The following is an 18,845-nucleotide window of genomic DNA, read 5'->3' on the forward strand; positions in this document are numbered from 1 at the left end:
TTCGGGTAACCTGTCCGGCGGTGGCGTGTCCGAGCGGCCTAAGGAGCACGCCTCGAAAGCGTGTGAGGGCGCAAGTCCTCCGTGGGTTCAAATCCCACCGCCACCGCGCTGGTCCGAGCAGGACCCGAAGACCCCCGAGCTGAACGGCTCGGGGGTCTTCTGCGTCCTGGTCGCTGCGGGGCTCCCAGGGGTGCCCGTGCAGACCCCGCTGGACGGGGAAGGCGACGGGGCGTTGCCCAGAATGGACCTCACTAGTTGCGCTGTCTGACTAGTCAGATATACGATCTAGTCATGCAACGAGAGCAGTGGCCGAGCGAGTGGCTGCGGGGTGTCCTGGGGGTCTGCGTGCTGCGGATCCTGCTCGACGGCCCCAGCTACGGCTACGCCATCACCCAGCGGCTGGCCGAGGTCGGTCTCGGCGAGGTCAAGGGCGGGACGCTCTATCCCCTCCTGGGCCGGCTCGAGCAGGCCGGCCACGTCGAGGTCGAGTGGCGACCCGGCGACGGCGGGCCGGGACGCAAGTACTTCGCCCTCACCGGCACAGGTCGCGCCCACGCCCACCGGCAGGCGGCCGACTGGGCCGCCTTCACCACCACCACCCGCGCGCTGACCGACGGCGCGCTCGACCCCCAGGGGGAGCACCGATGAGCAGGACGAGCAAGCAGAGGAACGGCCGGGCAGGACGCGACCGGTCGGCGCAGCACCCGGCGGACCGGGACCCGGCGGACCTCGCGCCCAGCGTCGACCGGGCCTGGGCGGACGAGTTCGCGCTCGAGCAGCGTCTGCTGGACGTGCCCGGGGCCCGGATCGGCGACGCCCTCGTCACCGTCGAGTCGCACGTGGCCGAGTCCGGTGAGACGGCGCAGGAGGCGTTCGGCGACGCCCGGGCCTACGCCCGGGAGCTGGCCGACAGCGAGGGGGCCGCACCCGGTCCGGTCGGGGTGACCACGGCGACGTGGGCGGTGCTCGGCCTGGTCGGGATGGTCCTGTCCGGGTGGGGGTTCTCGGCGTGGCTCGAGGAGGTTCCGGCCGACATCTCGGTGGGCGCGCTCGTCGGTGGCGCGTTCGTGCTGACCTCCCTGGGGGTCCTCCTGCTGGCCCCGGGCGTCGTCCTGCGGGCCCTCGTCTCCCGGCTCTGGGTCGGTGCGGTCCTGATGGCGGTCCCCGTCATGGCGATGGGCGTCGCGATGGTGCTCCTCCCTGCCACCGCGTTCCAGGTCCCCGCACTGCCGGTGCTGGCTCTCGGGCTGCTCCTCGTGGCCGTGGCCAGCGTGCTCGGGTGGTTCGACCACGACCAGGGCGACCTGGTCCTGGCCCCCGGGGAGCGACCGACCGGAGACAGCCGCGTCCGCCTGCGCCTGGCCCTCGTCCTGCCGGCGGCCACCCTCGTCGTGCTGATGCTCTCGTGGGTGGTTGACCTGCTGCTGTGAGCGGAGTGCTCAGCCCGTGGTGGTGGAGACCGACGTGATGAACAGGCCCATGAACGCCAGGAAGACCAGGGTCCCGAGCACCAGGAAGACGGTGCCCACGATGCCGGTGACCATGCCCCCGACGAGCATCGAACGGTTGGCGGCCGGGACGCCCGAGCGGTCGACCTCCTTGAGCGCGCTGTGGCCCATGGCCCAGGCGAACGGCCCGAGGAGGGGCAGCATGACGACGCTGAGGATGCCCAGCACCAGGACGGTCGTCCCGCGGGGGTGGTTGTAGGCGGCGGGTGCGCCCCAGGGCGCCGGCCCGGCGGCCGGGCCGGTCTCCATGCCGGACCGGTCGTCCGGCAGGCCGCCGGTCGGGGAGGAGGGAGCCGCGGACCCGTGGGACAGCTGGGGCCGGTAGGCCCAGGGATCCTCCGGCTCGCTGCCCCCGGTCGGCGGGGTCGGCCTGAACTCGCGCATGCAGGCGACGGTACTCCTGGCAGCACCTCCTCGGGAGGGCCGACGACGAACCTGTGGACGGAGCACCGACGGGGCAGCGGCCACCGCGAGATGCGGCGACCGACGCCGGGCGGACGGGCCGGCGGCGACCCTCAGCCGCGCGCGAGCTCCTCGGCCGCGCGGGCGATGTCGTCCAGCTCGGTCCTCAGGGACTTCTCGGTGAGCTTGGTCCCCAGCGGACCGACGACCTTCAGCGCCAGCCGCTGCAGCCGGCTCGGGTCGGTCACGTGGGCCTCGAAGACGACGGTCAGGAGCGTGCCGGCCGACTCGTCCAGCGACTCCAGCAGGAGCGTCGTGCGGTAGCGCGTGCTGCCGTCGACCGCCTCGGTCACCGTCCGGCGGAGCGGGTCGTTGTCCACGACGACCATCTCCTGGGTCTCGGAGGCGCCCATCATCCGCCGCGTCTCGCGCCAGCGGGTGCCGACGGCGTACGGGCCGTCGGAGACGACGTGCAGCTCGGTGACCTGCGAGAGCCGCTCCGCCGCCCGGTCGAGGTCGGTGACGACCTCCCAGACGGCCGCGGGCGGTGCCGAGACCCGTCGGGAGAGGGTGACCTGGTGGTCCATGCTCAGCCTTCCTCGGTGCTCTCGGCGTCGGTCTCGGCGCCCTCGTCGGCGTCCGGCGCGGCCAGGTCCTCCCACTGGGAGCCCAGCACGAGGTCGACCGACAGCGCCTCCCGCCCGTCCTCGACGAGCTCGACGCCCTCCGGCAGCGCGTCCAGCAGGACCTGCGCCTCCTCCAGGCCCTCGGGGCCGTGCCGGACGACGGCCACCCCGTCGATCGTGGCCCCCTCCGGGTCGTTGGCGACGGTCAGCACGTCGAACGAGCGGGCGCGCAGGGCCTCGCCCGCCCGTCCGGCCGCCCCGGACCCGGCGTTGGCGTTGTACACGTTGACGGGCACGTCCTCCGGGGCCAGGCTCGGTGCAGGCGCGGGCACCGCCGTCGTCACCGCCGCGTCGTCCGTGCCCCCCTCGTTGAGACCGAACCACCCCTGCACGTAGGCCAGCGCGAAGCCGAACACCAGCAGCAGGCCCAGCAGGAGGGCGACGATCACCAGGACGGCCCGGCGGCGTGCCCGGCGGGCGGCCGTCGACATGCCGGCGGTGCGCACGTAGCCCACGGGGCTGGTCCTTCCGTCGTCGGGGTCGGGTCGGTGGTCGGGGTCGGGTCGGTGGTCGGGGTCGGGTCGCAGGACCCGCTGTGCGAGGTTAGCGACCGCCGCGGGCGTCCAGGTCCAGGACACGCCCGTGCACCACCGGACGCCCCTGGAGCGCGGCCCTCAGCGCCCGGTGCAGCCCGTCCTCGAGGTAGAGCGTGTCCTGCCACTTCACCACGTGGCAGAAGATGTCGCCGTAGAAGGTCGAGTCTGGCGACAGCAGCACGTGCAGGTCCAGCTCGGCCCGGGTGGTGACGAGGTCGTCGAGGCGCAGCATCCGCGGCGGCAGGTGGGCCCAGTCGCGGGCCTCGTCCAGCCCGTGCGGCGGGTAGGGACGTCCGTCGCCCACACCCTTGAAGATCATGGGCGCGAGTGTAGGCGGCGGCAGGTCCGTCCGCCCGTCGCACTAGAGTCGGCGGCGTGAGCGAGGAGAGCAACGAGCAGAGCAGCCAGGTCGAACTCATCCGCGAGGGCTACGCCTTCAGCGAGCCCAGCATCGTCCTGGGTGGGGCCGTGGACGACGGGCAGGTCGTCCCTGACGCGGTCGTCCGCCTGCCGCTGGGCTCGATGAACCGCCACGGTCTGGTGGCCGGCGCCACCGGCACGGGCAAGACGGTGACCCTCCAGGTGCTGGCGGAGCAGCTCTCGGACGCCGGCGTCCCGGTCTTCCTGGCCGACATCAAGGGAGACCTGACGGGTATGGCGTCGCCCGCCGAGGGCGGTGGGCGCATCGACGAGCGCATGGGCGCGCTCGCGCAGGAATGGAGCGGGACGGCATACCCCGTGGAGCTGATGAACCTCGGAGGGGAGGGGGTCGGCACCCCCGTGCGCGCCACGGTGACCTCCTTCGGTCCCACCCTGCTGTCCAAGGTGCTGCGGCTGAACAAGACGCAGGAGTCCAGCCTCGGCCTGGTCTTCCACTGGGCCGACCAGCAGGGGCTGGCGCTGCTGGACCTCAAGGACCTCACCGCCGTCATCCAGCACCTGCTCTCCGACGAGGGCAAGGGCGACCTGAAGTCGCTCGGCGGGCTGGCGACCTCCACCGCGGGCGTCATCCTGCGTGAGCTCGTCGGGCTGTCCGCGGCCGGCGGCGACGTCTTCTTCGGAGAGCCGGAGTTCGACACCGCCGACCTCATGCGCACCACCGACGACGACAAGGGCATCATCAGCTGCCTGGAGCTGCCGGGCGTGCAGGACAAGCCGGTGCTCTTCTCCACCTTCCTCATGTGGCTGCTGGCCGACCTCTTCCAGGACCTGCCCGAGGTGGGCAACCCGGACAAGCCCAAGCTCGTCTTCTTCTTCGACGAGGCGCACCTGCTCTTCGACGACGCCTCCGACGCCTTCCTCGACTCCGTCGAGCAGGCGGTGCGGCTCATCCGCTCCAAGGGTGTCGGCGTCTTCTTCGTCACCCAGACCCCCAAGGACGTGCCCGACAGCGTGCTGGCCCAGCTGGGCAACCGGGTGCAGCACGCCCTGCGCGCGCACACGCCGAACGACGCCAAGGCGCTGAGGGCCACGGTCTCGACGTTCCCGAGGAGCGGGTACGACCTGGAGGAGCTGCTGACCGCGCTCGGGACCGGCGAGGCGGTGGTGACCGTCCTGTCGGAGAAGGGCGCACCCACCCCGGTCGCGCACACGATGATGCGCGCCCCGCAGGGACGGATCGGGCCGTCGGACCAGGCCGTGGTCCAGCAGGTCGAGGCCGGGTCGGCGATCATGTCCCGCTACGCCGAGCAGGTCGACCGGGAGTCGGCCTACGAGCTGCTCGCCGCCCGGCTCGAGGCCGCCGCCGACGAGGCTGCGGAGGAGGAGAGCGGGGCCGGGACCTCGGGGCGGAGCGGTCGCACCGGCTCCGGGCGGGGCCGGGCCGCCGAGGAGGACAAGGGCATGATCGGTCAGGTGGTCGAGTCGACGGCGTTCCGCTCGATGCTGCGCTCGGCCGGCACGGTCATCGGTCGGGAGATCACCCGGTCCATCTTCGGAACCGGTCGACGGCGCCGCTGACCTGCGATTTCGGCCCCCGGGCGGCTGTCGGGTATCCTCGTCGGCGGAGGATTCGCATAGTGGCCTAGTGCGCACGATTGGAAATCGTGTTGGGGATGAAACCCCTCGCGGGTTCAAATCCCGCATCCTCCGCCACCGTCCAGCAGGACACCATCAGACCCCCGGCGCCCCGGCCCGGGGGTCTGATGCGTGTCGGGGCGCGGTGTGTCACGATAAGTGTTGCTTCCCACGTTCATAGCAACGACTGATAGGACCGTGATGGGCACCACCACCTGGCGACCGGACCCCACCTTCTACCCCTCCCCGGAGCTGGCGGGGGAGGCGCCCCCGGAGCAGCACGCCTTCGTGGCCACCTTCTGGCGGGGGGAGGGGGAGCCGGGCAAGGACGCCCTGGCGGTGGTCAGCGTGGACCCGGCGGCCCCGGACTACGGCCGGGTCGTCGGCTGGTGCGAGATGCCGAACGTCGGGGACGAGCTGCACCACCACGGTTGGAACGCCTGCTCCTCGGCCCTGTGCCCCGGCAGCGCGCACCCGCACGTGGAGCGCCGGTACCTGCTGCTCATGGGGCTGCGCTCCTCGCGGATCCACTTCGTCGACGTCAAGGACGACCCGCGCAACCCCACGATCGCCAAGGTCATCGAGCCCGAGGAGTACAAGGCCAGGAGCGGGTACTCCCGCCCGCACACGGCCCACTGCGGGCCCGAGGGCATCTACATCACCAACCTCGGCACCGCGGAGGGGGATGAGGGGCCTGGCGGGATCGCGCTCCTGGACCACGACACCTTCGAGGTCAAGGGGGCCTGGGAGAAGGACCGGGGCGAGCAGTACCTCGCCTACGACTTCTGGTGGCACCTCAACCACGACCGGATGATCACCAGCGAGTGGGGGACCCCCCGCCAGGTGGAGAACGGTGTGCTGCCCGAGGACCTGCTGGCCGGCCGGTACGGCAACAAGGTCCACGTCTTCGACCTCGTGCGCCGCACCCACCTGCAGACCCTGGAGCTCGGCCCGCAGTACCAGATGGCCCTGGAGCTGCGGCCGGCCCACGACCCCGACCAGCAGTACGGCTTCGTCGGCGTGGTCCTGAGCCTGGAGGACCTCTCCGGCTCCATCTGGTGCTGGCAGCGCGACGGCCGGGACGGCGACTTCAGCATCACCAAGGTGTTCGACATCCCGGCCGAGCCCGTGGCCGACGAGGACGTGGACCGTCTGCCGGAGCTGCTGCGTCCGTTCAAGGCGGTGCCTCCGCTCATCACCGACATCGACCTCTCCGTCGACGACCGCTTCCTCTACGTCTCCTGCTTCGGGACGGGACAGACGATCCAGCTCGACGTGACCGACCCGCTGCACCCGAAGCAGGTGGGCGAGATCCGCCTCGGCGGCATCATGACGAGGGCCAGCCACCCGGCCGCACCGGACCTGCCCCTGGCCGGCGCCCCGCAGATGGTGGAGATCAGCCGGGACGGCCGGCGGGTCTACTGGACCAACTCGCTCTACGGCGCCTGGGACGACCAGTTCTACCCCGACGGGGTGGGGGCCTGGATGGCCAAGGCCGACATCGACCCCGAGACCGGCCGGATGACGCTGGACGAGCGGTTCTTCCCCCACGGGGACGACTTCCGGGGCAACCGCGTGCACCAGACCCACCTCGAGGGCGGCGACGCGTCGAGCGACTCCTACTGCTTCAGCTGACCTGCCCGGTGCCGTCCTCGCCCGGGCCGCCCGCCGACGCCTCGGTGCTGCTGACGCACGCCGGTCACGGCGGGGGCGGGGCGGTCGACGTGGCCGCGCTCCTCGCCGCGCTGGGCCTGGGTCTGTTCCACGGCGTCAATCCCGCGATGGGCTGGTTGTTCGCCCTCTCCTACGGCCTGCAGGAGAAGAGCCGCCGGGCGCTGCTGCGCTCCCTCGCGTGGATCGTCCTGGGCCACGAGCTCTCGGTGCTCCCGACCGCCCTGGTCGTGACCCTCTTCGCCAGCCAGGTCTCCCGCGGGCTGGCGCTGGGGGTCGTGGCCGTCGTGCTGCTCGTGTTCGGGGCGGTGCAGCTGCTGCGGCCGCGCCACTTCCGCTGGGTGGGGATGCGGCTGCGGCCTTGGCAGCTGGCCTGGTGGTCGTTCCTGATGTCCACCGCGACCGGGGCTGGCCTCATGCTCGCGCCCGTGCTGCTCAGCACGACGACGAGCGGGCACGAGGACGCCGTGGCCGGCGCGCTGGCCGGGGACCTGTGGGCGGCGGTGCTCGTCGCCGTCGTGCACGCGCTCGGGATGGCCCTGGCCGCCGGCGCCACCGCACTGGTCGTCCACCAGGTGCTCGGCCTGCGGGTGCTGCGCTCGCACTGGATCAACCTCGACAAGCTCTGGGCCATCGCCTTTCTCGTCGCCGGGGCCGGCGTGGCCCTCGCGTGGTGGCTCGGCTGAGGCCCTGCAACCGGGGCTGGCCTGAGGCGCTGCGACCGACCCACAGCGGCATCCGGCTCCTGGAGCGGGTTCCTCCCTGCTCCAAGAACCGGTTCCCGCTGTGGGTCGCCCGCTCTTTGGCCGGCCCGCGGCCGTCGCCTACACTGGTCCCCGGACCCCTCGTGCGGTGGTACCTCACTGAACTCCCCCAGGGCAGGAATGCAGCAAGGGCAGGTGAGCTCTTCCAGGTGCGCGAGGGGTTCTTCTCGTTCCGGGGTGTCGTCCGCTTTGCCCGACCTCCGCCTGCGTTTGCGCAGGTCGCGATCCAGGTGCCCGTGCAAACCGGACGAGACCCCTGTGCAGACCGGATGAGACCCCTGTGCAGACCGGTCGAGAGCCCTTCGCAGACCGGGCGAGACCGCTGTCGACACCGGCCGGCCTGCCCGGTGGCGGCCAGGTGCAGGGCGTCCGACGGAGCTCCTCGCCGGACCGGGACGGCACCCCGCCGGTGGCCGCCCACCGTCAGGGCGTGAGCATCACCTTGATCGCCCGGCGCTCGTCCATCGCGCGGTAGGCCTCGGCGACCTCGGCCAGCGGCAGCGTCAGGTCGAACACCAGACCCGGGTCGATCTCCCCGGCCAGCACGTCGTCGCGCAGCTGCTCCAGGTAGTGCCGCACCGGCGCCACCCCGCCGGCCAGCGCGACGTTGTGCCGGAACATCCGCCCGACCGGCACCTCCACTCCGTGCGGGACGCCGACGAAGCCGACGGTCCCGCCCGGCCGCGCCGAGTCGAAGGCCTGCGTCATCGACTCCCCGGTCCCGACGCACTCCAGCACCCGGTCGGCCCCCACGCCGTCGGTCAGCTCCAGGATCTTCTCCGCACCCTCGGCGCCGCGCTCGGCGACCACGTCGGTGGCGCCGAACCGCCGGGCGATCTCCTGGCGCGGCACGTGCCGCGACATCGCCACGACCCGCCCCGCGCCCATCCGGGCCGCCGACAGCACGGCCGACAGACCGACGGCCCCGTCGCCGACCACCACGACGGTCTCGCCCTCCTGCACCCCGGCCGAGACCGCGCAGTGCCATCCGGTGGCCATGACGTCGGACAGCGCCAGCATCGAGGGCAGCATCGCCTCGTCCGGCACCTCGGGCGTGGCGACGAGGGTCGCGTCGGCGTAGGGCACCCGCATGACCTCCCCCTGGCACCCGGGGGTCCACTCGCCGTCCCCGTCCCGGCCGCCCCAGCCGTCGCCGCCCAGCACGCACGAGGTCTGCACCCCGTTCCGGCAGTGCGCGCACTCCCCGCAGCTGAACCGGAACGGCGCGATGACGAACTGCCCGGGCCGCACGGTCTTCACCTCGGCCCCCACCTCCTCGACGACGCCCACGAACTCGTGGCCGATGCGCTGGGGCTTGGACACCTTGTTGATCCCCCGGTAGGGCCACAGGTCCGAGCCGCACACGCAGCTGGCGCTCACCCGCACGATCGCATCCGTCGGGCGGACCAGCTGCGGGTCGGGCACCTCCTCGAGACGGACGTCGCCGGGCGCGTGGAGGATCGTGGCTCGCATGGCCCCCATCCTGCCACCGCCGCCGTGAGGGAGCCGCCCCGCCGTCTGCCCGAGAAGGCCCCCCACCGTCCCCGCGTCGTACCCGCCCCGCCGTCTGCACGAGGAGGCCCTCCACCGTCCCCGCGCCGTCCTCCACCCGCACCCCGACGCGCACCCGCAGCCCCCTGCACCGCATACCCGGTCCGTGGGAGGATGGGGCGCCCTCGGCGTCCCGCGTCGGGAGCCTCCCCAGAAGAGAGGAAGCGACGGCATGCCGTTCCACGTCGGCTCCGAGGTCGGGCGCCTGCGCCAGGTCATCGTCCACCGCCCGGGCCTGGAGATGCACCGGCTCACCCCGGCGAACAAGGAGCGCTACCTCTTCGACGAGATCCTGTGGGTCGAGAAGGCCCAGGAGGAGCACGACGACTTCTCCCGCGTGATGACCGAGCGCGGCATCACGGTGCACCACTTCGACCAGCTGCTGCGCGAGACCGTCGCGGTGCCGGAGGCCCGGCGCTACATCCTGGACGCCTCGCTCGACCAGCGGCACGTCGGGCCGATGGCCGCCGAGGAGCTGCGTACCGCGTTCGAGCAGATGGACGACGCGCTGCTGACCCGCCACCTCATCGGGGGGATCACCAAGGCCGAGATCCTCGAGGTCCTGCCCGCGCCGCAGTCGCTGATGATCGAGCAGCTCGACCTCTACGACGCGGTGCTCGCGCCGCTGCCCAACCACCTGTTCACCCGGGACACCTCCGCCTGGGTGCACGACGGCGTGGCCGTGAACTCGATGCACAAGAAGGCCCGTCGCCGCGAGACGGTGCACTACGACGCGATCTACACCTACCACCCGATGTTCGCCGGGGCCGGCATGCGCTGGTGGGCCCACGGCGTGCACGACGGGCCGGCCACCGCCGAGGGCGGCGACGTCCTGGTGCTCGGCAACGGCGTGGTCCTCGTCGGGCTCTCCGAGCGCACCACCGCGATGGGGGTCGAGCGCCTCGCCCGCCGGATGCTCGCGGCCGGCGACTTCACCACCGTCGTCGCCCTCGACATGCCCAAGGCCCGGGCGGTCATGCACCTCGACACCGTCATGACGATGATCGACGAGGGCACCTTCACCCGCTACAGCGGGCTGCCGGACCTGCCGTCGTGGACGATGACCGCCGGCGACCCGTCCGGCGACGGCGAGGTGGACGTGGTCATCCGTCGCAACGCGCCCGAGCGGATGATGGACGTCATCGCCGAGGCCCTGGGGATCGACTCCCTGCGGGTGCTCGCCGCCGACCAGGACCCCCGCGCCGCCGCCCGCGAGCAGTGGGACGACGGCTGCAACGTGCTCGCCCTCGAGCCCGGTGTGGTCGTGGGGTACGAGCGCAACACGGTGACCAACGACCACCTGCGCGCCCAGGGGGTGGAGGTGCTGACCATCTCCGGCTCCGAGCTGGGCCGGGGCCGCGGCGGGCCCCGCTGCATGTCCTGCCCGATCGAGCGCGACCCCCTGGGCTGAGGGGTGCCGGCACGACGGCGCACCGACCCCGCCGAGGGGGAGCAGGCCCTGGCGGCCTGGCGCGCGGCCACCCAGGGCGAGGACGACCCGCAGGTATGGCGTGCCGCCTCCGCCGCCCTCGGGCGGGCCGTGCTGGGCCCGGCGGTGCGGTGGACCACCGAGGAGCTGGCCCTGCGTGCCCCCGGCCGCTCGGTCGAGGTGCGGGTGCCGCCCTACGCCGCCGTGCAGTGCATCGAGGGGCCGCGGCACACCCGCGGCACGCCGACGAACGTCGTCGAGACCGACGCGGCCACCTGGCTGGCGCTCGCCACCGGCCGGCTGACCTGGGACGACGCCCTCGCAGAGGGGGCCGTCCGGGCCTCGGGCCGACGGGCCGACCTGGCGGAGCACCTGCCGCTGGCCTGAGCCGGGCCCTTTCCCGCCGGGGGACGTGCGCACGGGCTGCGGCACGGCATACGCACCTCTGCGTATGGCGTGGGCCGCACCCGGGCCGCCACGCTGGTCCGGAAGTGCCCCGCCGGGGGGCACGACACCGAAGGAGAAGACCATGCGGATGCGTCAGCGGGCCGTCCGGGCCCTGGCGGCAGGAGCCGCACTGTCCCTGCTCGGGGCTGGTGCCGCGTCGGCCCACGAGTGCTACAAGCACGACTGGCAGCAGCAGGCCTACGACAACCTCGCCGCCAACGGCTCGGCCTGGATGCCGGTCAGCGGGATGGTGCGGATGTTCCTCGTCGCCCCGGACGAGCAGGAGACGTGCGGGCCGCTCGCGGACGCGGCCGTGGCGGAGTGGGTCCAGACGTGGGACTTTCCGCGGGAGCCGCTGATCCACAGCCGGGCGACGATCGGCGGAGGGGCCAAAGCCAAGGGCAAGAACCCACCGCCGATCGGCTACCTGACCGACGACCAGTTCGGCAGCCTCATCGGAGGGGTGGTGGGAGCCCTGGGACCGGCAGGCTGCACGCTGCCCCCGATGGACTGAGCGCCCGCTCCCGGGTGGAGGCGTCCGGCACCGGGTCCAGGAGGGGCGGTGCCGGCAGCAGCCCGAGCTGCTGGCCGGTGAGGACGGCCGAGAGCCGGTCGACCGCACCGAGCTTGCGGTAGAGGTGCTCCTGGTGCTTGTGCACGGTCCGCGGGGAGATCGCCAGCCGGGCGGCGATCCCCGCGGCCGTGCGCCCCTGGGCCAGCATCACCAGGACCATCCGCTCCCGGGCGGTCAGCCGGGGCGCGTCGGCTGCCGCGACGGGGCCGGGCGGACTCGCGGGGCGGTCCGGGCCCGCCGGGGCAGCCGCCGGGCCCGGTGCAGGGCCCGGCGCAGGGCCGAGCCGGGCCAGCAGCCCCAGGTGGTGGTCCGCCCCGACGATCGTCGGGGCCGCCTCGACGATCCGGTCGACCGCGCAGGAGGGCAGCGGCTCCTCGGAGACGAGCACCCACCCCAGCCAGGCGCCCTGGCGCAGCGGCCGGGGGTCGCGCACGGTGGGGATCGTCAGCTGGTGGGGGGAGAGGTGCAGCCGCTCGTACTCCTCGTGCGTCCGGGCGTCCCCGGTCCAGCCCGCCGCCACGGCGTCCTGCAGGAGCGTGGGGCGCAGGGTGCCGGTGTCCCGGTGGAACCGGGTGAACGGGTGCTGGCGGAAACGCTCCGGCCCCGGCCACTCCGCGGCAGGGGGTAGCGGGGCCCACGACGGGGCCATGATCTCCCAGTCCGTCACGTCGACACCGAACCGCAGCCGCGCGGCCAGGCCGGCGCCGCTGACCTGCACGAGCCAGTCGGCCATCACCTCGACGGCCGCGGGCGCGTCCGGCGCGTCCAGGATCTGGACCGCCAGGTCGGCCGGGGTGGGTGCAGCGACCACACGGAGCTCCTCGCACGGTGCGATCACCGGCCGCGGGCGACGGCCGGGACCCCGAGACCTCGTAGCGTACTCCTGACCGGCGCTCGGAGGGATCTCTCAGCCGCCGGGGTGATACTGGGAGGCGTGGCACGACAGCGAGACGACATCGAGACCGTGGACCAGCCCGGCCCCCAGCACGTGCCCGTGCGGCGCCGTCCGGACCTGGTCAGGTTCCTCGTCACCGGCACCGTCCTCGGGGCGGTCCTCGGCGGGCTGATCGGCTGGCTGGGCCCGGACGCCTACGGCCGGACGCAGGGGCAGGAGGTGGTCCTGCTCGCCGTGGTGGGTGCGCTCCTCCTGGGCCTGGTCGCGGCGGTGGCCTACCTGGTGGCCGACCGCTCCAGCCTGCGCGGGCAGGACTGACCGCCCGCGGTCGCCGCCCGGCTGCTCACCCCTCGGCCAGGCCGCGCCTGATTGCGTCGGCGAAGGCGTCCACCGGCTGGGCCCCCGCGACGCCGTAGCGGTCCGCCACGACGACGAACGGCACGCCGGTCGCGCCGTAGGCCCTGGCCTGCTCCACGTCGGCGGCCACCGCCCCGGCGAACTCCTGCCCGGCGAGCACCTCGTCCACCCGGTCGGCCGGGAGCCCGACCTCGCCCGCCACCTCCCGCAGCACCCTGTGGTCGCTGACGTCGCGCGCCCCGGCGTGGTAGGCCGTCATCAGCGCCGCGACCGCCTCCGCCTGCAGCGGCGCCCCGCCCTCCTCGCGGGCCAGGTGCAGGAGCCGGTGCGCGTCGTGGGTGTTGACGTGCGGGGCGGCCTCGGGTCGGTGGGTCAGCCCCTCCTGGGCGGCCAGGTCCCGCACCTGCCCGACCATCGCCGCCACCTGCGCGGGGCCGGCGGCGTAGCGCCGCCCGAGCGCCTCCACCGTCGTCTCGGCGGGCGGCACCGGGGCGTCGGGGTCGAGCTGGAAGGAGCGCCAGACCACCTCCACGTCCTCGGCGCCCGCCGTCCCCTCGTCACGCACGAGCTCCAGGGCCCGCTCGAGGCGGCGCCGGCCGATGGAGCACCACGGGCAGACGATGTCGGACCAGATGTCGATGCGCACCCGCCCAGGGTAGGCGTCGGGGCCCTCGGCGCACGGCATACCCCTGCCCGGCCCCTGTGGGATGATCGGGCCGTGGCACGCGCTGACGGACGGCTCTCGCACGACCTGCTGCCCGGGGAGCGCCTGCCCCAGGACGCCTGCGGGGTGTTCGGGGTGTGGGCCCCCGGCGAGGAGGTCGCCAAGCTGACCTACTTCGGCCTCTACGCGCTGCAGCACCGCGGCCAGGAGGCGGCCGGCATCGCGACGAGCGACGGTCAGCGGCTGGTGGTCTACAAGGACGTCGGGCTGGTCAGCCAGGTCTTCGACGAGTCCGCGCTCGCCTCGCTGCAGGGCCACCTGGCGGTCGGCCACTGCCGCTACTCCACCACCGGGCGCAACTCCTGGGAGAACGCCCAGCCCACCCTCGGCGGCACCGCCGACCGCACCGTGGCGCTGACCCACAACGGCAACCTCATCAACACCGCCGAGCTGCGCGACCTGCTCGCCGAGTCCCACGGCGGGGACCTGTCCAGCTCCCGGGGCGAGGTCGGCCGGGGCAACACCACCGACACGGCCATCGTCACCGGCCTGCTCACCGCCGACGAGGACCTTCCCCTGGAGGAGGCGGCGATGCGGGTGCTCCCGCTGCTGCGGGGCGCGTTCAGCCTTGTCTTCTGCGACGAGGGCACCCTGTATGCCGCGCGCGACCCCCAGGGGGTCCGCCCGCTGGTCCTGGGTCGCCTCGAGCGCGGCTGGGTGGTGGCCTCCGAGACCGCGGCGCTGGACATCGTCGGCGCCTCGGTCGTGCGGGAGGTCGAGCCCGGCGAGCTGATCGCCGTGGACGAGCACGGCCTGCGCTCGCAGCGGTTCGCCGAGGCCGCGCCCAAGCGGTGCGTCTTCGAGTGGGTCTACCTGGCCCGGCCGGACACCACGATCGCGGGCCGGGAGGTCTACGACGCGCGGGTGGAGATGGGTCGCCGGCTCGCGGGGGAGCACCCCGTCGAGGCCGACCTGGTCATGCCGACGCCGGAGTCCGGCACCCCCGCCGCGATCGGCTACGCCGAGGCCTCGGGCATCCCGTTCGGCCACGGCCTGGTCAAGAACGCCTACGTCGGGCGCACCTTCATCGCCCCCAGCCAGACGATCCGCCAGCTGGGCATCCGGCTCAAGCTCAACCCCCTGCGCGACGTGATCAAGGGCAAGCGGCTCGTGGTCGTCGACGACTCGATCGTGCGCGGCAACACCCAGCGGGCCCTGGTGCGGATGCTGCGCGAGGCCGGCGCCGCCGAGGTGCACGTGCGCATCTCCTCCCCGCCGGTGCGCTGGCCCTGCTTCTACGGGATCGACTTCGCCACCCGCGCCGAGCTCATCGCCACCGGCCTGGACACCGAGTCGATCCGGGCCACGATCGGGGCCGACTCGCTCGGCTACATCAGCGAGGACAGCATGGTGGAGGCGACCCAGCAGCAGCCCTCGACCCTGTGCACCGCCTGCTTCAGCGGCACCTACCCGATCGAGCTGCCGCACGAGGACCAGCTGGGCAAGGACGTCCTGGAGCTGCAGTTCCCCGTCCACGAGGGGGTCGACCCCACCGACGTGGGCACCCTCGACGTCGAGGGCGTCAGCCTGGGCGCGGCACTGGGCGGCTCGGACGCGGTGCGACGTCCCTGACCGGCTGCCCACGCACGCCCAACCGCCCCCACCGGCCCACCCGCACCAGCCCACCGCCCGTCGACCCACCCGTCCACCCACCCGTCCACCCGCCCGCCGACCCGAGCTGCGCCATACCGACCCGTCCGGAGGACCGCGATGACCGACCAGCCGATCACCTACGCCAGCGCGGGCGTCGACGTGCACGCCGGGGACCGGGCGGTGGAGCTGATGAAGGACTCCGTGCGCCGGGCCCAGCGGCCCGAGGTGCTCGGCGGGCTCGGCGGCTTCGCCGGGATGTTCGACGCCTCGGCGCTGAAGGGGATGCGACGCCCGGTGCTGGCCACCTCCACCGACGGGGTCGGCACCAAGGTCGCGGTCGCCCAGGCGATGGACGTGCACGACACGATCGGCCAGGACCTCGTGGGCATGGTCGTCGACGACATCGTCGTCTCCGGGGCCGAGCCGCTGTTCATGACCGACTACATCGCCTGCGGGAAGGTCGTGCCCAAGCGGATCGCCGCGATCGTTTCGGGCATCGCCCGCGGCTGCGAGCTGGCCGGGGTGGCCCTCGTCGGCGGGGAGACCGCCGAGCACCCCGGGCTGCTCGACCCGGACGAGTACGACGTGGCCGGCGCCGCCACCGGGGTGGTGGAGCACGACGACGTCCTGGGGCCGCACCGGGTGCAGCGCGGCGACGTCGTCCTGGCGCTGCCGTCCTCGGGGCTGCACTCCAACGGCTACTCCCTCGTCCGCCGCGTCGTCGCGGCCGCCGGGTGGGACTGGGACCGGCACGTCGACGAGCTCGGTCGCACCATCGGCGAGGAGGCCCTGGAGCCCACGCGGATCTACACCCGGGCGCTGCTCGAGGTGGTCCGCGCCGACGTGGGGCTGCACGCCCTCTCGCACGTCACCGGCGGCGGGCTGGCGGCCAACCTGGCCCGGGTGCTGCCCAGGGACACCCTGGCCACCGTCGAGCGGTGCTGGAGCCCGCCACCGATCTTCGGGCTGGTGCAGGAGCTGGGCCGGGTCCCGCTGGCGGACCTGGAGCAGACGCTCAACATGGGCGTCGGCTTCGTCGCCGTCGTCGCGCCGGAGGGTGTCGCGCGCGCCCAGGAGATCCTGCGGGCGCACGGCACGGAGCCCTGGGTGGTGGGGGCGGTCGGCGATCCCAGCACCGTGTCGACCTACGGGGCGCCGGTCGTGCAGGGTGCCAAGGGCGTCGACGGGGGCGCGGTGATGATGCTGGGGGACTACCCCGCCTGAGAGGGGGTCACCAGCAGCCAGTAGCTCGTCGGTCCCCGGGTGCCGACCGTCCCGGTCCACCGGGTGTCGGCGGCGTCGGAGGTCAGGGCGGTGCGCACGGTGCCCTCGTCGTGGTCGAAGAGCACCACGCTGCGGGCGGGCTCGGGCAGGTCCACCTGCACGGCGTTGGCCACCGTGTCGATCGGCACGTCCTCGAACTGCCAGGTCGGCCCCTCGGCGGAGACCGGGTCGCGCGGACTGGACTGGTGCCACAGGCGCACCCGCTCCTCGGTGACGTCGGTCGGGGTGCACCCGGCCGCCTCGACGTCGGCGCTCGTGGCGTCCTCGGCCAGCGGCTCCTGACAGATCTGCAGCTGCACCTGCAGGTCCTGGAAGTTCAGCTGCCGGGTGAAGGCCCACGTCGAGATCACGGCGATGAGGCCGAACAGCACGAGGATCACCCAGAACCGGTTGCGGGCCACCCGCCCCTTGACGACCGCGTCCTCGGCCGTCCACCGTGCCTCGTGCCGTGCCCTCGTCGCCATGCGTGCGGTCCTCCCCGTCGTACGTCGCCGACCCAGGGTATGCCGTGCCGCGAGGTGCCGACGAGCCGTCTCCGGACCGGGTGGCTGGGTGGTCGGGGCGACCGGGTGGCCGCGTGCTTGGGGCGACCGGGTGGTCGGGGCGATCTGGTGGCCGGGGCGGGGTCGGTCAGGCGACCCCGTCCGTGAGCACACCGGTCTGCACGGCCCACAGGTCGGCGTAGGGGCCGGGCCGCGCGACCAGCTCGTCGTGGGTGCCCGCCTCCACGACCCGGCCGGCCTCCAGGACCCAGATGCGGTCGGCGTGCCGCACGGTCGAGAGCCGGTGGGCCACCATGATCGTGGTCCGGCCCTGGCTCACCTCGGCCAGCGAGCGCTGGATCGCCGCCTCGGTCTCGTTGTCGACGGCCGAGGTGGCCTCGTCGAGGACCAGCACGGCGGGGTCGCGCAGGATGGCCCGGGCCAGCGCCAGGCGCTGGCGCTGGCCGCCGGAGAGGGTGACCCCGCGCTCGCCGACGAGGGTGTCGTAGCCATGGGCGGTCCGGCTGACGAACTCGTGCGCCGCGGCCTGCTCGGCGGCCCGCCGCACCTCCTCACGGGTGGCGTCGGGGCGGCCGTAGGCGATGTTCTCAGCGATCGTGCCCTCGAAGAGGAAGACGTCCTGGGCCACGTAGCCGATGCGGCCGCGCAGCGAGTCCCAGGTCAGCTCCCGCAGGTCGGTGCCGTCGAGCAGCACCTGACCGGCCCGGGGGTCGGCGAAGCGCAGCAGCAGCCGCAGGAGCGTGGACTTGCCCGCTCCCGTGGCCCCCACGACCGCGTGGACCTGCCCGGCCGGGACGTCCATCGACACCCCGTGGAGCACGTCGGGGCCGTCGGCGTAGCCGGCCCGGACCTCGACCAGCTCCAGGTGGCCGCGCACCTGGGGGAGCGTGCGTCCGCCCTGGACGGTGACCGGCTCCTCGTCGAGCAGGGCCAGGATCCGCCGGACCGAGGCCATCGCGCGCTGGTAGAGGTCGAGCACCTCGCCGACGGAGGTCAGCGGCCACAGGAGGCGCTGGGTCATGAAGACGAGGACGGAGTACAGACCGACCTCCAGGGTGCCGTCCAGCGCCATCCACCCGCCCATGAGCAGGGTGGTGGTGAACCCGGCGAGGATGGCCATCCGGATGAGCGGCACGAAGGCCGCCGAGGCCCGGATCGCGTCGGCGTTGGCGAGCCGGTACGCCTCGGAGACCTCCCGCACGCGCGCCAGCTCGCGGTCCTCGGCGGTGAACGACTTGATGGTGGCCATCCCGCCGAGGTTGGCCGAGACCAGGCCGCTGATCCTGGAGACGGCGGCGCGGACCACGGCGTACCGGGGGACGAGGTGGCGCTGGAACCACAGCGAGCCCGCCACGATCACCGGGATGGGCAGGAAGGCCAGCAGCGTCAGCGTCCAGCTGCTGACCGCGAAGACGGCACCGACCAGGAGGATGTTGAGGGCCAGCGTCCACAGCTTGTCGACACCCGCGTCGAGGAAGCGCTCGAGCTGGTTGACGTCGTCGTTGACGACCGCGAGCGTGCCGCCGGTCGGCCGGGACTCGTGCCAGGCCATGTCCAGGCCCTGGACGTGCCCGTAGACCTCCAGGCGCAGGTCGTGCTCGACCTGCTGGGCCAGGTTGCGCCAGGTCAGCGCGGAGAGGTAGTCGAAGATCGACTCCAGGACCCACACGACTGCGTTGATGACCGCGAGCCAGAGGAGCTGGTCGCGCCGGTCGGCCACACCCAGCACGTCGGCGACGAAGGAGTCGCTGCCGCGGACGACGACGTCGATGGCCGCGCCGATGAGCAGCTCGGGCACGACGTCCATGACCTTGCGGACCGTGGACAGCAGGAACGCCAGCACCACGCGTGCGCGGTACTGGCGGTACCTGGTCCAGAGCTGGGCGAGCGGGTGGGTCACCTCAC

The 18,845-nt window shown here is 73.4% G+C and carries 20 protein-coding genes, 2 tRNA genes and 1 other RNA gene; 14 read left to right on the forward strand and 9 right to left on the reverse strand.

The window, feature by feature from the left end; translation table 11 throughout:
- The first annotated feature begins 19 nt into the window (after positions 1–19).
- From ACWHYA_RS06860 to ACWHYA_RS06870, 3 genes are all read left to right on the forward strand, one after another.
- A tRNA-Ser gene (locus tag ACWHYA_RS06860) sits at positions 20–106 on the forward strand.
- 185 nt (positions 107–291) lie between these two features.
- The gene (locus ACWHYA_RS06865; RefSeq protein WP_425942016.1) at positions 292–648 is read left to right on the forward strand and encodes a PadR family transcriptional regulator; all 357 of its coding nucleotides are present in this window, start codon (positions 292–294) and stop codon (positions 646–648) included.
- Entirely contained in the window at positions 645–1,430 is a 786-nt protein-coding gene (locus ACWHYA_RS06870) for a hypothetical protein (protein ID WP_425942014.1), read from the forward strand. The genes ACWHYA_RS06865 and ACWHYA_RS06870 overlap by 4 nt, the downstream gene beginning before the upstream one ends.
- Before the next feature lie 9 nt (positions 1,431–1,439).
- On the opposite strand, the gene ACWHYA_RS06875 is transcribed toward ACWHYA_RS06870, so the two are convergent.
- From ACWHYA_RS06875 to ACWHYA_RS06890, 4 genes are all read right to left on the reverse strand, one after another.
- Positions 1,440–1,892, reverse strand: coding sequence for a DUF4190 domain-containing protein (locus tag ACWHYA_RS06875; protein WP_425942012.1), 453 nt, complete (start codon positions 1,890–1,892; stop codon positions 1,440–1,442).
- Positions 1,893–2,023: 131 nt separating this feature from the next.
- On the reverse strand, positions 2,024–2,497 hold the full coding sequence (locus ACWHYA_RS06880; RefSeq protein WP_425942010.1) for an SRPBCC family protein: 474 nt from the start codon (positions 2,495–2,497) through the stop codon (positions 2,024–2,026).
- A gap of 2 nt (positions 2,498–2,499) precedes the next feature.
- On the reverse strand, positions 2,500–3,174 hold the full coding sequence (locus tag ACWHYA_RS06885) for a LytR C-terminal domain-containing protein (RefSeq protein WP_448095588.1): 675 nt from the start codon (positions 3,172–3,174) through the stop codon (positions 2,500–2,502).
- Positions 3,140–3,451 carry a type II toxin-antitoxin system VapB family antitoxin gene (locus tag ACWHYA_RS06890; protein WP_425942006.1) on the reverse strand — a complete coding sequence of 104 codons (312 nt, stop codon included), beginning with the start codon at positions 3,449–3,451 and terminating at the stop codon, positions 3,140–3,142. The genes ACWHYA_RS06885 and ACWHYA_RS06890 overlap by 35 nt, the downstream gene beginning before the upstream one ends.
- A 56-nt stretch (positions 3,452–3,507) precedes the next feature.
- Here ACWHYA_RS06890 and ACWHYA_RS06895 point away from each other — a divergent pair, with 56 nt between their 5' ends.
- The 5 genes from ACWHYA_RS06895 (at position 3,508) to ffs (ending at position 7,751) form a co-directional block, all read left to right on the forward strand.
- Positions 3,508–5,091, forward strand: a complete 1,584-nt coding sequence (locus ACWHYA_RS06895) for a helicase HerA-like domain-containing protein (RefSeq protein ID WP_425942004.1) — start codon at positions 3,508–3,510, stop codon at positions 5,089–5,091.
- Positions 5,092–5,136: 45 nt separating this feature from the next.
- Positions 5,137–5,226, forward strand: a tRNA-Ser gene (locus ACWHYA_RS06900).
- Positions 5,227–5,349: 123 nt separating this feature from the next.
- Positions 5,350–6,783, forward strand: coding sequence for a selenium-binding protein SBP56-related protein (locus ACWHYA_RS06905; protein ID WP_425942002.1), 1,434 nt, complete (start codon positions 5,350–5,352; stop codon positions 6,781–6,783).
- A gap of 8 nt (positions 6,784–6,791) precedes the next feature.
- Positions 6,792–7,505 (forward strand): hypothetical protein, encoded by a 714-nt coding sequence (locus ACWHYA_RS06910; protein ID WP_425942000.1) that lies wholly within the window; start codon positions 6,792–6,794, stop codon positions 7,503–7,505.
- Between the two features lie 151 nt (positions 7,506–7,656).
- Positions 7,657–7,751, forward strand: an RNA gene (gene ffs / locus ACWHYA_RS06915) — signal recognition particle sRNA small type.
- A gap of 255 nt (positions 7,752–8,006) precedes the next feature.
- Here the strand turns inward: ffs and ACWHYA_RS06920 are convergent.
- Complete coding sequence (locus tag ACWHYA_RS06920; RefSeq protein WP_425941998.1) at positions 8,007–9,056, reverse strand: zinc-dependent alcohol dehydrogenase family protein; 1,050 nt, start codon at positions 9,054–9,056, stop codon at positions 8,007–8,009.
- Positions 9,057–9,306: 250 nt separating this feature from the next.
- Here ACWHYA_RS06920 and ACWHYA_RS06925 point away from each other — a divergent pair, with 250 nt between their 5' ends.
- The 3 genes from ACWHYA_RS06925 (at position 9,307) to ACWHYA_RS06935 (ending at position 11,524) form a co-directional block, all read left to right on the forward strand.
- On the forward strand, positions 9,307–10,545 hold the full coding sequence (locus ACWHYA_RS06925) for an arginine deiminase (RefSeq protein ID WP_425941996.1): 1,239 nt from the start codon (positions 9,307–9,309) through the stop codon (positions 10,543–10,545).
- A 3-nt stretch (positions 10,546–10,548) separates the two neighbouring features.
- Positions 10,549–10,950, forward strand: a complete 402-nt coding sequence (locus tag ACWHYA_RS06930; protein ID WP_425941994.1) for a sterol carrier family protein — start codon at positions 10,549–10,551, stop codon at positions 10,948–10,950.
- A 142-nt stretch (positions 10,951–11,092) separates the two neighbouring features.
- Complete coding sequence (locus ACWHYA_RS06935) at positions 11,093–11,524, forward strand: hypothetical protein (RefSeq protein WP_425941992.1); 432 nt, start codon at positions 11,093–11,095, stop codon at positions 11,522–11,524.
- Here the strand turns inward: ACWHYA_RS06935 and ACWHYA_RS06940 are convergent.
- Positions 11,463–12,395 (reverse strand): helix-turn-helix domain-containing protein, encoded by a 933-nt coding sequence (locus ACWHYA_RS06940; RefSeq protein ID WP_425941990.1) that lies wholly within the window; start codon positions 12,393–12,395, stop codon positions 11,463–11,465. The genes ACWHYA_RS06935 and ACWHYA_RS06940 overlap by 62 nt on opposite strands.
- Positions 12,396–12,518: 123 nt before the next feature.
- On the opposite strand from ACWHYA_RS06940, the gene ACWHYA_RS06945 reads away from it, so the two are divergent.
- The gene (locus ACWHYA_RS06945; RefSeq protein ID WP_425941988.1) at positions 12,519–12,797 is read left to right on the forward strand and encodes a hypothetical protein; all 279 of its coding nucleotides are present in this window, start codon (positions 12,519–12,521) and stop codon (positions 12,795–12,797) included.
- A gap of 25 nt (positions 12,798–12,822) precedes the next feature.
- Here the strand turns inward: ACWHYA_RS06945 and ACWHYA_RS06950 are convergent, their stop codons facing one another.
- Positions 12,823–13,482, reverse strand: coding sequence for a DsbA family oxidoreductase (locus tag ACWHYA_RS06950; protein ID WP_425941986.1), 660 nt, complete (start codon positions 13,480–13,482; stop codon positions 12,823–12,825).
- A gap of 72 nt (positions 13,483–13,554) precedes the next feature.
- On the opposite strand from ACWHYA_RS06950, the gene purF reads away from it, so the two are divergent.
- Both purF and purM read left to right on the forward strand, forming a co-directional pair.
- Positions 13,555–15,132 carry an amidophosphoribosyltransferase gene (purF, locus tag ACWHYA_RS06955; RefSeq protein WP_425941984.1) on the forward strand — a complete coding sequence of 526 codons (1,578 nt, stop codon included), beginning with the start codon at positions 13,555–13,557 and terminating at the stop codon, positions 15,130–15,132.
- A 138-nt stretch (positions 15,133–15,270) separates the two neighbouring features.
- On the forward strand, positions 15,271–16,377 hold the full coding sequence (gene purM / locus ACWHYA_RS06960) for a phosphoribosylformylglycinamidine cyclo-ligase (RefSeq protein ID WP_425941982.1): 1,107 nt from the start codon (positions 15,271–15,273) through the stop codon (positions 16,375–16,377).
- Here purM and ACWHYA_RS06965 read toward each other — a convergent pair.
- Positions 16,365–16,901 (reverse strand): hypothetical protein, encoded by a 537-nt coding sequence (locus ACWHYA_RS06965; protein ID WP_425941980.1) that lies wholly within the window; start codon positions 16,899–16,901, stop codon positions 16,365–16,367. The genes purM and ACWHYA_RS06965 overlap by 13 nt on opposite strands.
- 166 nt (positions 16,902–17,067) lie before the next feature.
- Positions 17,068–18,840: an ABC transporter ATP-binding protein gene (locus ACWHYA_RS06970; protein ID WP_425941978.1), complete on the reverse strand. Its 1,773-nt coding sequence runs from the start codon at positions 18,838–18,840 to the stop codon at positions 17,068–17,070.
- Positions 18,841–18,845: the final 5 nt, after the last annotated feature.

The sequence above is a fragment of the Ornithinimicrobium carbonis genome, assembly GCF_977012275.1.